Here is a 14,636-nt window from a genome sequence, read left to right on the forward strand (position 1 = left end):
AGCCCCTCCTGGCCGAATACGGCTGCACCATTCCATCTTCGACAGCCAGATTCCGAACACCCGCTGACGTCACCGCGTTCCTCGCCAACAGCAGCACCATGAAGATCAAACCAACATGTTGATTCTCTGCGAGCCCTTAGCCCCGCAAGCCCCGGCCGCTCCGCCCGGGGCGGGAGTGTGTTGCCGGGTGTTTAGGGGTGGCGGACCATGCGCTGGTCGGTGTACTGGTCCGGGTCGGACGTGAACCCGTGACGGGCGTACCGGTCGCAGAGAGCGGAGGTCGGCAGTCCCGGCGGGCGCGGCCGGCCCTTTCAGGTGCGGCCGGTCGGCCGCCCCGCTCACGGCGTGGCCGGTCCCACTGAGGTGGGTGGCTGAGGAGCGGAAGGGCTCGCCGCCTATCCTCGTGTGGTGCAGCTGCCTCGGGATCCGTCGAGCGCCGCCCACGTCCTGGCGGCAGCGTTTCCGGCCTGTCTCGCCGATGACGTGCAGCGTGTTCTGGCCGTCATGCCAGACGCCAGTACCGCGCCGCTGCTGCCGTTCGAGGTCGAGGTCCAGGGCGAAACGGTCGCCATTCCCTCGCGCATCTACAACGACGAGCTGGACGCCGGCCTGGAAGCGCCTTTGACCGGAACTCAGCGGCTGGTCTTGCACTGTCTGTACTCCCGGCACAGTGACGGCCTGGTCCGTCAGCGCCACCTCGAGCAGCTCGTGGCGTCGAGCGAGCCGTGGGTGGTGCCGTTTGTAGTGCAGCTGGCCGGCGAATACGTGCTGGAGATCCTCGAGGCCATCAGTCGAGGGCTTTGCGAGCTTTCCAGCCCGGGCTCGGCCCAGCGCCAGCTCTACGGGGAGTTCATCGCCCGCAATCCGGCCTTCTTCGCACGCACAGAGCGACGCGTGGTCAGCTACTGGTCGTGCTACTACCGCTGGAAGTACGAAGCGTTCGGCACATATCCCGGATCCGTCCTGCTGGAAGCGTTCCGGGCAGCTGTGGCGGAACAGGTGGACCGGCCGTGGCCGCGGCACACACCGCCCCCGCTGGCCGACGCGCAGGAACGCGGCGCGGGGCGGTAGGCCAGCGCCCTTGCCCAAGGGGTACGGGCTGCTGGGAAGCGGGCGACAGGGCGGCCACCGGTGCTCTCGCCGCTGACCGGGGATGAAAGACGCGACGGGCAACCACGCGGCACGGGCGCGGCCCGGCCGCGAACTCCTCGGCACGCATGATGCGCCCGCCGTCCCGGCCGGCGGTAATCATCTGGCGATCGGCCGGGGGCGGCTGATCATGCCGGACACGGTGAGCGTGGCCTGGGGGCGTGCCGCTGCGCATTGTGTGATCCACGTGGTGGACTTGGCGGCCGCGTAAGCCCCAGCGGTCCACAGGCGGCACAGGGGCCAGAGCGGCAAACCGAAGGAGTGGATGGGGAGCTTCCGTGGTGGGTCTTTCGCCGGATCCTGGAGCCCTACGTGTGCCGGAGCGCTCTGAAGGCGTGGCCGCTCGGCTCGGGGAGGGGGCGGAGGGCGGCCCTCTTGACGCTCACCACGATGAGGCATGTGGCCAGGCAGTACAGGAAGGCCACTCCGGAGGCGGCCAGGCTGCCCAGGAGTGAGTTGGCGTTGGGTGCGGCGGACGCCGCGATGGCCGCGACCGCGTTGCTGCGTCGCAGGAAGAACATGGGTTTTCCGGTGTAGACGTGCAGCGGTTCGTTGCCCTCGTGGTGGCTGCCGTCCCGGGAGACGTCGACCAGTACCCCGATCGAGGCGAGGACGGTGCCGACGATGGAGACGAGCGTGATGTCGAGGAAGAGCAGGAGCAGGGCCAGCGCGGAGAGCAGCATGCACAGGTACGCGGTTCTCAGGGCGTCCTTGAACTCGCGGTCCGGCAGGCGGTAGCCGAGGTCGACCAGGATGCGGGCCATGCCCTCGTCCTCGCCGTCGTCGTCCGTCGGCCGGGCCGTCTCGATGGCGAACTGCTGTGTGGTGGAGGCGGTTCGCTCGTTCCGCACGCGTACGAGTTCGGTTCCTTCCCGGCCCTGGACATCCGCGGGGACGAGTCCCTCGGGGGTAACGAACTCCAACCGGTTCGTCAGCGCGCGGGGAAGGGCCAGGTCCAGGGAGATGACGACACGGCCCCAGCCGTCGCGGTGCGTGACGCAGTCCTCCTCGTACTGGTAGGTCACCTCGGAAGGCAGCCCCGGGTGGACGTCCAGCAGGGCGACGAGCGGGGTGTAGCGCATCAGGCCTTCGACGCGCTGCCGCAGGGCCTCCTCCACGTCGTCCGCCTGCCCTGTCCGGCGCAACAGGGCGGTGAGTTCCTCGGTGCCGCTGCGCCATCCCAGAGAGTCCAGCCGCCGGGACAGCTCCGCGCGCGTCGAGTTCTCGGGGGGCTGCTCACCGCCGGCTAGGAGTCGGCCGACGCCACGGGCCATGACGCGGACCGTCTCGTTCGCCGGGAGGACGGTCACCGGGCTGACTCCGCGTTCGCTGAGGTGGAGTACTTCGAGGCGGTCCCAATGGTCCTGCGGGAGAAGGTCCGCGAGGACCATGCTCCGCCGGCCGGGCCGGTCCTCCGTGGCCAGTTTGGTGGTCACCTGGTGGAGGGCCATGGATCTGGAAACGAGCTTCACACGATGGGTGCGGGTGGTGATGGTTCTGTCTGGATGAGCCAGGTCCTGCAGCAGTCGTAGCTCGCCGCCGAGGACCGGCATGCCGCGCGGGTCGACCGTCGTGGTGGCGTCGGGGACGACCAGCGCGGTCAGGGGCGTGACCGGGGCGGGTCGTTCTGTGTAGTGCACGACGAGGTCGCGGGCGAGCGAGACGAGTCGGGTGGCTGTCGGGTCGGAGGGGGTCCCGTGGCGTGCCAGGAGGTCGTCCAGGGCGACGATCGTGGACCGCTCCACGTGGGCCGGGGCGTTGAGGATCACCGCCACGGCCTGGATGATCCCGGCCAGCGACCGCGCCCCCGGCGCGACGGGTGCGTCGGCCACCTCTGCCGCTGCCCGGCCCGCGGCCTCGGCGTGGCCGGCGATCAGGGCCTCGTGCGCGAACGCCGCGAGCCGTTCCGCCACCAGCTCCGGCCGGAAAACGAGCAGGTGCCGGATCTCATACACGTACCAGATGAGCCGGTCGGTACGCAGCGGCTGCAGAGGCTGGTTGTAGTAGGTAAAGGCGATCCTGTGGGCCTCCTGGTACACGGCCGTCCGCTCGGTGCGCATACGGTCGTGCAACGCGGTGCGCAGCGCGGAGCGGATCGCGTACTGCGGGTCGCCGCCCGGTCCGCCGTACGGAACCCGGTCCCTGACGACGAAGGGGGAGGCTAGGACGTGTTCCGCCGGCACTCCGACATCGAGGTTCGCCGCCGTGTACAGCGCGATGTCCGTGCCGAACCACTGGTGCACGGCGAGCGCTTCGAGTAGCCGTCCCTCATCGGCGGGGAGCCGGTCGAAGTGCGCCAGTGCCCGCCGGAAGACGTTTTCCTGCGTCATGGCATCAGCCCTCCCTGTCGTGGCCGTCGTCACCGGTGGCGGTGGCCGGTCGGCCGTCCGGATGCCGCGGAGCGGGGTCGCCGGGTTCTATATGACACGCGAAGAACTCGGCGAGCAGCCCCGGCACGCCGCCGTGGCTGCGCTGGATCACCACGGCTTTGTCCCTGAGGCTGGCGAATCCGAGTTTCTCGATCCAGTCCTGCACGGCCTCCACGTCGAACGGCGGCAGCACCAGCGTCTGGACGGCCGTGGAGTACGGGGGGTGGGGCAGGCGCGGCACGCTCCGTCCGGCCAGGAAGACGCTGACCTCGCGTCTGGACAGCAGGTTCGGCAGCAGGCTCCGGCTGAGCCAGTCGCGCATCGGCCGGGCGCACGCCTCGAAGCTGTCGAGGCAGATCACGGGCCTGCGCGCATCGGCGACCAGGTTGTCCAGCAGAGCATCGCTTAGGGCAGCGAGGCGCAGGACCCGGTCTTCTCCCTGAGCAAGCAGTTGGATCGCCGAGTTCCGCACCCGGACGTTGGTGAAGGCGACCTCGGCCGATCTCGACTGCTCCGCGTGCCGGTCTCGCGTGGTCCGGTAGCCCGGTACGCTGATGTCTTGGCCCCGCGCCTGCATGGAAAGCTGTTCGAGCACGTCGTGTTCCACCGCCGTCCGTGACAGGTCGACGAAGTACACGCCATTCCCCGCGTGGCGGTCGTAGATCTCAAGCAGCAGGGACGACTTGCCGATGTCCTGCGGCCCTTCGAAGAACAGTGCCTGCCGTTCCCCGCCGCGGTCTTCGTCCCGGGCCGTGAGGCGGGCCGCGCTCTCCAGTTGCTCGGCACGGTCGATGTGCCGGTGAGGTGTTGCCGGTTCGTGCACCCGCTCTTCCCATCCCCCTCATGACACCGTGCACCGATACGGACCGCTACCGGGGATTCCTGCCTGTCGGGGGATCGGCGGGGTTCGTGCCCTCGGGCGGGACGGTTCCGTCGTCCGGCAGGATCTCCACGACGCTGTGCTTGAACCGGGCCCGACGGAACGATGTTTTCGCACCTTTCACCATCCGGAAGCGGGACCGCTTGGACTTGAAGCGGTCCACTTGCATCGTCTGGTTGGTGACGGGCTTGGCCTCCTGGCCGCCCTCCACACCGGCCCGCATGCCCAGACCCTGAATGTTGGCGCTCTTCAGCGAGCCTCGCCTCAGACCAAAGACGATCAGCGCCACGATTCCGAGCACGATGACGCCCACGACCAAGAGCTGCATGGGACTCAGATCCACCATTGACAACGCGCCTCCCCCGGCGTCCCCCTGACGTACTGTGAGTACCATCCCACAATGCGCAACAACCAAGCAGGGGTTGCGTGGAAATTTCCCTGCACCGCCAACCTCGGGAGGCCTTCCCGCGCGGCTGCGGAATCCCGCCCGCCACATGCCCGGTTAGAAGGACGCGTGGGCAGCGACGCCTCCTACCCCTGGTCGTTGACGTAGCCCTCGCGGCACTGCACGCCCCAGGCCGACGCGCCGCTACCTGTATCTCATGCGACAAGACCTCAGACAGCTACCTTGCCAGCTTCGATCTGCGCGCCTCGATGATCTGGATGAAGACCTCTCCGGGAGCGGTCCCTGACTGCGACCTAGAGGGCGTCTGAAAAGCCTGTCAGCGGGCAAGCCTCTGGTAGCGGGGTGGTGACGCGTGTTCGGGGGCTGGAGTGTACGGGCTGCGTACCCGTTACTCGACGGATCTGTCCGATCAGGAGTGGGAGATCCTCCGTCCGCTGGTTCCGGCGGTCAAACCTGGTGGGCGACCGGCAAAGCACACGCGACGGGAGATCCTCAACGCGTTGGCGTACTGGCTGCGGGCCGGCTGTGCCTGGAGACTCCTGCCGCATGACTTACCACCGTGGCAGACGGTCTACCACTACTGGCGACGCCGGCAGAAGGACGGCGTGTGGGAAGAGATGCTGACGGCGCTGCGTGAACGCGAGCGGGTGCAGCTCGGCCGGGATCCCACTCCCAGCGCGGCCGTCGTGGACAGCCAGAGTGTCCGGGCCAGTGAACGTGGCGGCCTGCACGGTTACGACGGCGGCAAGAAGGTCAGCGGCATCAAGCGGCACCTGCTCGTCGACACCCGCGGCACCATCCTGGTGACGTGCGTGAGCCCGGCCAGTGTGGGTGACCGCGATGGCGCCGTGGTGCTGTTCGCCCGGGCTGCCGATGCCTTTCCGCGCCTGCGGCACGTATGGGCGGACCAGGGCTGTCGCGGTGCCGACTTCCACGCCTGGGCTCTGGAGGCCACCGGTATCACCGTGGAGATCGTGCAGCGCCGTGACGGTGGTTTCCGTTCGACCTGGGCCCGGGTGGGGACACCGCCGCCGGCAGTGCCCCAGTTCGCGGTGGTCCCGCGTCGTTGGGTGGTGGAGCGGACGTTCGCCTGGCTGGGACGGTGCCGCCGCCTGTCGAAGGACTACGAGTACCTGCGGGTCTGCTCGGAGAACGCCGTCTACCTCGCCATGGCCATACTTCTGGTGCGCCGCCTCCCAAGACCAGCCCGCTGACAGGCTTTTCAGACGCCCTCTAACGTTCACCGCGCCACGTTGATGTTCGTACGGCTGGGCCCACAGACAGCTTGTCCCGAGCGAGTGGCTTCGAAGACGGCCGGTTGATGCCTTCATCGGGTGAGGAGACGGCGGTCACCTCCGCCGCAACTGGCCTCAGCGCTGGGCTCCTGGCCCCTCGTCCCGTCTGCTCGTCCACTCTCTCACCCGCTCGATCGTCTCGTCCGGCGTAGGCATCGCCGAGTACACGACGAACTCCTCGTAGTTCGGGTCATCGATCGGCAGCGGTGGCAGTGGATGCTCGCGCAGTCTGGCCACCAGATATCCGGCGGCCAGCAGGTCACGGGACTTCTCGATGTCGAGGTCGGTCTTGTCCGCGTGCCAGTAGGAGCCGTCGTACTCGATGGCGAGCTTCTGCTTTCCGGCCGTCTCGACCGTGATGTCGATAAGCCAGTTCGCGCGCCGGGTGAATGCCTCGTGCCGCACCGACTGGCCGGACGATGCCCGGCCGAAGGCGCGCTCTGCGGCGGCCCAGTGGTCAAGCTCTATACGGGACTTGCCGTGCTCCCGGCACTCGGGGCAGCCGCTGCCGTTCGCCCGTGAGGACAGGGCCGCCTGCCATGCGTGATCCGGGTTTGCGGAGCAGATCCAGGCAGGTGTGAACGAGGTCTGACCGGTCGGGCGCACCTGCCACGCGGACAACGGATTAGCCGGCGACCACTCCGCCGCCAGCCCGGGGAAGTGGTAGGCGAGCGAGTCGAGGATCGTGCGGCACTCCGGGCAGCGCAGACGCTGGCCTTGCTCCCGGCGGGCCGGTGTCTCCTGCCACTCGTGGCCACAGTCTGGATTCCGCCACCACACGAGCTTGCGCGAACCGGGCGACACCTTCGACAGCTGAGCCTTTCCGTTCTTGGTCGGGTGCCACTGTGCGGCGATCTCGGCGTTGAGCCCGAAGGCCTCGGGATCGGCCTCGATCGCCTCAAGGCGCGTCGCGCGTGTGTCCTGGCCATGGCAGGACGGGCAGCCGTTACGCAGATACGTGAGCGGAGACTGGCGAGGGCGGTGCCCTCGCGGGCAGCGCAGCTGACGCTGCGGGTAGTCCGCGACCATCACGATCTGGGGATCTGCCTCGTCGTCCCAGCTGGCAAGTAGTTCGGGCACGTCCGCGACCGGCGTCGTCTGATAGCGGGCGTACTCCGCCTCCCACTCAGCGCGTCGCTTCGGTTCGCACTCCGGGCACTCGCGCATGTTGACCATATCGAGGATCCGTTTCGTGAACCGTAGTCCGCAGTCGGGGCAGCGCCAGGCTGCCTCCCGCCGGGCCTTGACGGTGACGGTCTCCCAGGTGGCGGTGTCGTTCTGCTCGTGGTCCCACCAGTCGAGGACAGGCAGTTCGCTGTCTTTGAGGAGGTCGCGTTGTTTGGACCCGGCGGGCTTGGTCGTCTGCCGCTCACGCCGAGGGTTGATCTGGCACTGGCAGCCGAACCCGATATCTCCCAGCCGCGCGGCGCTCAAGCGACCGCAGTACCGGCACCGGACATGGTGCGGGTCGTCGGAGAAGGACGGGGCGGTCAGCGCGCTGAGGTAGTCGTATCCGTTCTTTTCAGCGTGCTCGCGCGCCTGGGCCTCCGGAACCGGGCTCAGGTCCGCGTACGCGCCCATGGCCTGCCGAGCCTCCCGCGCCCACTGCCGCCAGTAGCAGGCCCGGCAGGTCGCTTCCCCGTACGCGTTTTTTTCCAGGGTGTACTCGAAGCGATAGTGCGCCTCACAGCCGCATGCCAGGCACCGGGTCAGGCGCCACGCTTTCGGTTTCGTGAAGGGCTCCAGCGGTTCTAGGCCGCCCTCACGCAGAATCTCCGTGATGTGGGCGTCGCACCAGGTGCTCTTCGTGCGTGTGGAGAACGCGGCAGGCTGCCCGCAATCCGGCTCGGAACACAGTTGGGTTACCTTACGGGGCGGCATGGAACTCATGTGCGGATTTTCGCAGGTGTGCGGCGCCGGTGGCACAAAATGAGCGTTCCTTCCCTGCTGATACTTCAGTCATCAGTCACCATCCGAGGTCTGCTCAGCAGGAAGAACCGCAATGTCGGGCGGCGAGACCGTCACTCCCGCGGTGTAGAGGTCGTTGTAGGGATCCTTCCTGGGTCAGGGCTGCCGTGCTGCTGATCACTTGTTCCTTCAGCAATGACGGGAGCCTGCTCCGTGACAGACGGGGAGCATCCGGCGCTCAGGAAGACAAGCGTCGACGGCAGCGAGCCGCTGGAGGCGAACCAGACAGGGAATGATTCCAGGGATCAACTGCAAGGCAGCTGTCGACTGGGCCAGCGGCAGACCATTCACGGCATCCGACGGCTTCCTGCCTGCAACGAAGTCCGCCACGACTCTCTCTTCCGCAGCATGTCCGGCAGACGCCCCGCTGCACCACTCAACGTGCGCCGCCGCTACCGGGCCCCACTGACACTGCTCTATGTCATGCCGACACGGAGCTCGGGTAAAATGAGTAAAAATTAGCCTGTTGGCCCGTGAACCAGCAGGTCGATAAGGGTGCTCCCCACACACGTGGGGGTCTGTCCTGCATCGCAGGGGCCCTGATGGCCAGCCCACCGTGCTCCCCACACACGCGGGGGTCTGTCCTCGTAGCCCTGGACGACCTCACGGCGACCCTCGTGCTCCCCACACACGTGGGGCATTCCTTGTCACCGCCTTCGCCCTCGCGCCTCAGCATCTTCCCTGTGTTGTTGAGGTCTGTAAGTCCACGCGCCATCCCCTGCTGGTGCCTCCCCAAGCACGTGCCGCCTACCCGAGCAAGGAAGCAAAACAGCAGGTCAGATGCCCATCCCTATGGGCTTCTCACTTCGGTGCGCTAGAGCTTCTCATTCGATGTCACAAGGCCTCCTCACCAGCTGTCAATACATCAACGTCCTGACCAGCCAACATCGATGGCGTCTACGCGAGAACCATGGATGACATCGAAATGAGAAGTCGCACCTGGGAGTCCAGCTGCCGTATCGACCAGACGGTGCGCACCGACCGGGACGAGGCGTGGCACGTCGAGCGGGCCTGCATGTGGCGCACCCTGGTCGCCCTGGGTCTTCGGCGGATGCTGTTCGGCGTGGAGTCGGGCGTCGACTCGATCCTGACCCGCTTCAACAAGGAGACGACCGCCGAGCAGAACGCCCTGGCGATCCGGACCCTGTCCGTGCTCGGCGTCCCCACCCGCTACACGTACATCACCTTCGACCCGCTCATGAGCCTGGGTGAGCTGAAGGCCACCCACGCCTTCCAGGGGCGCACCGATCTGCTGCTGCGCCCGGAGCCCGGCCTGGGGTCGCGCCAGATCATCCGCGGCGTACGCGACGAGGAGTGGGTAGCCGCGCACACCACCGGCCGGCCGCTGCACACCGGGATCAGCTCCATGCTCGTCAGCATGGAGTGCCTGATCGGCGCCGCCTACACCCGGCAGGCGACCGCCGAAGGGCTCACCGGGCAGCCGGAGCCGCTCATGGGCCGCGTCGCCTGCCGCTACCGGGACTGGCGCATCGGCGTCGCCAGCGGCTGGGCACAGCGGTGGGTGGACCGCCACTTCGTCCTCGACTACACCTTCAAGAGCCTGGAGAAGGTCCTCGACGGCGCGCCCAGACACGTCGTCCGGCAGGCGCGCGTGGTGCTGAAGGACGCCGCCTACGAGGTCCTTGGCGACGTGATCGACGCCATCGAGCAGTACGACCTCGAGCGGCCCGAGCGCGAGGCGGCCCTGTCCGCGCGCATCCAGGCCGCGTTGGATGCGCGGGCCGGGATGTTGCGCGACCGGATGGCCACCACCGTGGCCGAGGTCGGCCGCCATCTGTCCGGTGAGCACGCGGCCACCCTCGCCCGGGAGCACGGCCGGTGGGCCTCGGCGACGAGCTGGGAGCTGATCAACGCGGGCGAGTCCTGTGCGTGAGCGCCCCGCCAGGGCCCGGGTGCCCCGCAACCGCGTTGCGGGCGGGGCGCTCGGCACCCCGCGCTCAGGCGCCGGTCTTCTCCGGGATCGGCACCCAGTTGAACTCCGGGCAGAAGCGGGCATAGGTGACCAGCTTCCACGTCGCGTACTCGTCGGTGCGGCCCCAGCTGCGCAGCAGGTGCTTGACCCAGGTGTGCGCGATGCGCTCGTCCAGGGTCATGGTCGTATCGATCTGGTCCAGCATCCGGCAGGCGACGGCGTAATCCTCGACCGTCAGCGCGCTCAGATCGATCTCGATGCCGTCCAGGGTGAAGGAGAACACCAGCCGCGAGGTGGAGAAGCGGGTCTTGCGCTCGCCCAGGAACGTCGTGTGGGGCGCCAGCACCTCCCGCAGGCGGTCGCGATCCTCGACCGGGTAGCCGATGCCCAGGTCCAGGTCGGAACTCTCCAGGTTCAGCCGGGTACCGAAGGAGCCGACGTCGCGCGGCTTGTGCCCGGTCCACCCCATGATCAACGCGGCCGCCTCGGCGCGCACCTGCTCCAGGCGTTCGTCATCGGCGCGCATCTGCTCGTAGAACGCGCGGGCGCGCGCGAACTCCGCCTCGGTGAAGTCGCCGCGGTCGACCCACCGCCGTTCGGCGATCGCGTTCAAGTCAAGTTCGGTGAAGGGAGGTTGTGTCGTCACGCGACGCACCATACTCACTCCCGCACGAGATTCATCAGTGTTTGCTACTAATTGAGAGTTAAGAGGTACTTCCTGTGAGTGCTCCGATTTCCCTCGCGCGCCGCACCCTGGCCGGCGGGCTGTCCGTTCACCCGATCGGGATCGGCGCCTGGGCCCTGGGCGGCTCCGACCACAACCTCGGGTTGCCGATGGGCTGGTCCACCGCCGAGGACGCCGCCTCACGCCGTGGTCTGGAGAGGGCCTACGAACTCGGCGCGAACCTCATCGACACCGCCGACGTGTACGGACACGGGCACTCCGAGCGGATCATCGGCGACTTCACCGCCACCGTCCCCCGCGACACCGTGGTGCTGTCCTCCAAGGTCGGCTACCACCGCGGCACCGCCCGCCACGCGTACCTCCCCTCGGCCATGCGCCGCCAGTTCGAGACCACGCTGGAGAACCTGCGCACCGACCGCCTGGACATCTACTTCTTCCACAACGCCGACTTCGGGCCCGACGACCGCTACCTGGAGGCGGCCGTCGCCCAGATGCGCGACTTCCAGCGCCAGGGCCTGGTCACCGCCGTCGGGATGCGCGGCCCGCACCGCTACGCCACCGAGCGGGTCACCGTCGCCAAGGAACAGCGCGGCGACAAGTACGCCCGCTTCGCCCACCTCGCCGAGCAGATCCGCCCCGACTACCTCGCGGCCCGCTACAACGCCCTGACCCCGCCGCCGGCAGCCGGCCGGCCCGACATCTTCGGCCTCGCTGCCTCCCTCGGCGCGAGCGTGCTGATCAACAAAGCGCTCGCCCAGGGGCTGCTCACCGGCAAGTACGACCCCGACCGCCCGCCCGTCTTCGCGCCCGGCGACCACCGGCTGCGCAAGGCCTGGTTCACCCCCGCCTCGCTGAAGATCATCCAGGACGGCCTGGCGCCGCTGCGCGAGCGGTTCGGCGATACCTCCGCCGTCCTGACTCGCGTCGCCCTGCAGTACTGCCTGCAGCGGGCCGACAACGCCGCCGTCCTCGTCGGCTTCACCCGCTCCGAGCAGGTCACCGAGAACCTGACCGCCATCGGCACGCCGCTCACCGCCGACGAACTCGTCTTCGTCCGCGACACCCTCGGCCGGCTCCAGCAGAACCTGGACGCGGCCGGCGAGGTGTTCCTCGACGAGAAGGGCGCCGGCCGATGACCTCTCCCGCCGAGCAACTGTCCCTGATCACCGCGGGCGGACCCGCCCACCGGCCGGCCACCGACGCCGTGCGGCTGCTGCTGTTCAACGCCCAGCACGCCTCCCCGGAGCGCTCGCGCCGCCAGGCCGAATGGATCGCCGGCCAGGAGGGCGCCGACATCGCCATCCTCACCGAGGTGTCCTCCACCCGGGGCGGCGACGCCCTCGTCACCGCGCTCACCGAGCGCGGATACGCCACCCTGATCGCCCCTCAGCCGTCCACGCCCGACTACCGCACGGTCATCGCCTGCCGTTCTAGCGACGTCCAGCCGGTCCCCAGTCCGGTCACCGTCACCCCCCATCGGGCCCCGGCGGCCCGCGTCACCGTCGGCGGCCACGACATCGGAGTGCTGGGCCTGTATGTGCCCTCCCGCGGCCCGAAGGACCAGCGCAACGTCGCCAAGCGTGCCTTCCAGGAGGCGGTCACCGAGAGCCTGCCACGGCTGCTTGCCGCCTTCCCGGGCATGCCCGTCATCGTGGCCGGGGACCTCAACGTCATCGAGCGCGGCCATCAGCCCCCGCACAAGGTGTTCGGCAAGTGGGAGTACGCCTTCTACGACTCGTTCCGGGCCGCCGGCCTCACCGACGCTTTCCGCCACCTCCACCCCGACGAGGTCGCCCACTCCTGGTTCGGGCGCAGCGGCAACGGCTTCCGCTTCGACCACCTCTTCGTCTCCACACCCCACGCCGAGCGTGTCCTGGCCTGCGACTACCACCAAGAAGCCCGCGAAGCGGGGCTGACCGACCACGCGGTCATGACGCTGCGCCTGGGCCTGCCGTCCACCCCGGGCGAACAGGGTGAAGTCCCAGCGAAGAGGGCTGGCTGACAGCCGACGGCCGCAGCGACCGAACGTCGGCGTTTCGGCCAACCTCCCCCGAGCCGCACGCCCTGCGCGGCAAGGGTCGATGCACTGCGCACCCTCGGAAAACCGCTGAATCACAGGGCGCACAACGCGTCCGAAAGGAACAGGTGCTCGAAAGCGTGCGGCGTCGTTGAGCACGGCGACGCCACCATCACGTCCACAAGACGGGAACACATTGACGCCAGTCGAACCAGGCGGCGACAGGATCCTCGCGGACCTGATCTGCCGCAAGCGCGGCCTGTACCGGGACATGTTCATCGCCCAGGCCGCCCAGTACGGAATCGCACCGCCGACCGGCGGCGTACCCGGCCCCCGAGGCGCCAAGCCGTCCGGCCACGGAACGGCGAGCTGAACCACTGGAGCTTCTTTCCCCCGCCTGCCCGCCCCCTGACACCGAAGGCGAGACGACGCCCATGCCACCCAGCTCCGCCGCGATCCGCAGGACCGTCGAGGCGTACCTCGGCCGGCACCCCGGCGAGCGTGACACCCTGGCCGACCTCCTCGCCGCGCTGGACCGGCCCGTCGACGCGACCGCCCGGACGACACTGCCCGGGCACGTCACGTGCAGCGCCGTCGTCATCGACCGGCAGGGCCGGGTCTTGCACATCCGGCACCGGGCCACCGGCGGTCTCATGCTCGCCCCTGGCGGCCACGTCGAGCCCGGGGACCGCACACTGCTCGCTGCGGCGCTGCGCGAGGTGGCGGAGGAAGCCGGGATCCCGCCGGGCGCCCTGTGTCTGACCCGGCAGCTGCTCGGCTTCCCGATCGACATCGACGTCCACGACATCGACGCCAGCCCCTCCAAGGGGGAACCGGCTCATCGCCACTATGACGTCCGCTATGTCTTCTACCTCGCCGGCGAGGAGCCGCCGATGATCGCGCTGCAGGACGAGGAGGTCTCCGGTGCCCGGTGGCTCCCGCAGCCGAAGGTCACCTCGCCGACACTGCGCGCGAAGCTCCTCGCGGCGGGCCTGGACGGCCTGCCGGAGCCGGTGAACGCTTCCGCGCTGATCCACGACGGGGCCGGCCGGTACCTGCTTCATCTGCGCGACCACAAGCCCGGCCTCATCTGGGAGTCGGGGGCGTTCGCCCTTCTCGGCGGCGGTCGCACGCACGACGACCAGAGCCTTGAGGACACCCTGCTGCGGGAGCTGTCCGAGGAGGTGCCCGACCTACGCCTCGAGGACTTGAAGCCCTACGCCGTGGAGGCCGCCAGCAGCATCGACGGCCTCAGCGTCCCGGTCCAGGTCTTCGCCGGCCGGTGGCGTGGCAACCCCGACCGGCTCCGGCTGCACGAGGGCGTGCTGATGCGCTGGTTCGCCCCCGACGAACTGGACCGGCTGCGCCTGAGCCCCGCCACCCGGGACCTGATTCGCCGGCACGCGGCCGAGAATCCCCCGGACACCGCGTCGGCCGTGGCTCCTGCCGTGTGGGACGGGGGCAGCCGGACGGTATTGAACGGCGTCGGGGTCCACCTCCACCTCGAAGACGCCGAAGGCCGGGTGCTTCTCGGCCTGCGTCACCCCGAGTCGAAGTACGCGGGCGGCACCTGGCACTACCTTGCCGGGCGGTGTGAGCAGGAGTCCGCGCTCTCCTGCCTGGTCCGCGAGGCGTGGGAGGAAGCGGGGCTGGTCATCGACGCCGCGGACGTGGAGCTCGTCCACGTCGTCCACGTCGTCGACGCCCCGGGCAGCCTGCCCCTGATGCAGCTCGTCTTCCGAGCACGCCGGTGGGAGGGCACCCCTAAGGTTCGCGAGCATGACAAGTGTCTGACCTGGCAGTGGTGGCCGCGGGACGAGTTGCCGGACCCGATCGTCTCCTACACCCGCACGGCCATCACCGCGATCGCCGAAGGCCGCCCCTATTCCGAGCTGGGCTGGTGAGCAGGGTGAGCACACCCGCCGGTAGCGGAC

The 14,636-nt window shown here is 68.8% G+C and carries 12 protein-coding genes; 7 read left to right on the plus strand and 5 right to left on the minus strand.

What is annotated here, in order from left to right; all coding sequences use genetic code 11:
- The first annotated feature begins 408 nt into the window (after window positions 1-408).
- Window positions 409-1,071, plus strand: a complete 663-nt coding sequence (locus tag ACIF8T_RS34320) for a hypothetical protein (RefSeq protein WP_400040602.1) — start codon at window positions 409-411, stop codon at window positions 1,069-1,071.
- Window positions 1,072-1,457: 386 nt separating this feature from the next.
- On the opposite strand, the gene ACIF8T_RS34325 is transcribed toward ACIF8T_RS34320, so the two are convergent.
- From ACIF8T_RS34325 to ACIF8T_RS34335, 3 genes are read right to left on the minus strand one after another with little or no spacing between them, the layout of a single operon-like run.
- Window positions 1,458-3,479, minus strand: a complete 2,022-nt coding sequence (locus ACIF8T_RS34325) for a hypothetical protein (RefSeq protein WP_400040604.1) — start codon at window positions 3,477-3,479, stop codon at window positions 1,458-1,460.
- 4 nt (window positions 3,480-3,483) lie between these two features.
- Complete coding sequence (locus ACIF8T_RS34330; RefSeq protein ID WP_400040606.1) at window positions 3,484-4,341, minus strand: hypothetical protein; 858 nt, start codon at window positions 4,339-4,341, stop codon at window positions 3,484-3,486.
- A 46-nt stretch (window positions 4,342-4,387) separates the two neighbouring features.
- Complete coding sequence (locus tag ACIF8T_RS34335; protein WP_400040608.1) at window positions 4,388-4,726, minus strand: hypothetical protein; 339 nt, start codon at window positions 4,724-4,726, stop codon at window positions 4,388-4,390.
- Between the two features lie 446 nt (window positions 4,727-5,172).
- Here ACIF8T_RS34335 and ACIF8T_RS34340 point away from each other — a divergent pair, with 446 nt between their 5' ends.
- Complete coding sequence (locus tag ACIF8T_RS34340) at window positions 5,173-6,018, plus strand: IS5 family transposase (protein WP_400040610.1); 846 nt, start codon at window positions 5,173-5,175, stop codon at window positions 6,016-6,018.
- Between the two features lie 156 nt (window positions 6,019-6,174).
- Here the strand turns inward: ACIF8T_RS34340 and ACIF8T_RS34345 are convergent, their stop codons facing one another.
- Entirely contained in the window at window positions 6,175-7,989 is a 1,815-nt protein-coding gene (locus ACIF8T_RS34345; RefSeq protein ID WP_400040611.1) for a zinc-ribbon domain-containing protein, read from the minus strand.
- 1,003 nt (window positions 7,990-8,992) lie between these two features.
- On the opposite strand from ACIF8T_RS34345, the gene ACIF8T_RS34350 reads away from it, so the two are divergent.
- Window positions 8,993-9,961, plus strand: coding sequence for a hypothetical protein (locus ACIF8T_RS34350; RefSeq protein ID WP_400040613.1), 969 nt, complete (start codon window positions 8,993-8,995; stop codon window positions 9,959-9,961).
- Between the two features lie 64 nt (window positions 9,962-10,025).
- On the opposite strand, the gene ACIF8T_RS34355 is transcribed toward ACIF8T_RS34350, so the two are convergent.
- Window positions 10,026-10,646, minus strand: coding sequence for a hypothetical protein (locus tag ACIF8T_RS34355; RefSeq protein ID WP_400040615.1), 621 nt, complete (start codon window positions 10,644-10,646; stop codon window positions 10,026-10,028).
- 74 nt (window positions 10,647-10,720) lie between these two features.
- On the opposite strand from ACIF8T_RS34355, the gene ACIF8T_RS34360 reads away from it, so the two are divergent.
- The 4 genes from ACIF8T_RS34360 (at window position 10,721) to ACIF8T_RS34375 (ending at window position 14,606) form a co-directional block, all read left to right on the plus strand.
- On the plus strand, window positions 10,721-11,821 hold the full coding sequence (locus ACIF8T_RS34360; RefSeq protein WP_400040617.1) for an aldo/keto reductase: 1,101 nt from the start codon (window positions 10,721-10,723) through the stop codon (window positions 11,819-11,821).
- On the plus strand, window positions 11,818-12,687 hold the full coding sequence (locus tag ACIF8T_RS34365; RefSeq protein ID WP_400040618.1) for an endonuclease: 870 nt from the start codon (window positions 11,818-11,820) through the stop codon (window positions 12,685-12,687). Before ACIF8T_RS34360 ends, ACIF8T_RS34365 begins: the two co-directional genes overlap by 4 nt.
- Window positions 12,688-12,898: 211 nt before the next feature.
- Window positions 12,899-13,075, plus strand: a complete 177-nt coding sequence (locus ACIF8T_RS34370; RefSeq protein ID WP_400040620.1) for a hypothetical protein — start codon at window positions 12,899-12,901, stop codon at window positions 13,073-13,075.
- 61 nt (window positions 13,076-13,136) lie between these two features.
- A complete protein-coding gene (locus ACIF8T_RS34375) occupies window positions 13,137-14,606 on the plus strand; it encodes an NUDIX hydrolase (RefSeq protein WP_400040621.1) in 1,470 nt (489 codons plus the stop codon).
- The last annotated feature ends 30 nt before the right edge of the window (window positions 14,607-14,636 follow it).

It is taken from the genome of Streptomyces sp. NPDC085946, from assembly GCF_044540485.1.
GTDB lineage: Bacteria > Actinomycetota > Actinomycetes > Streptomycetales > Streptomycetaceae > Streptomyces.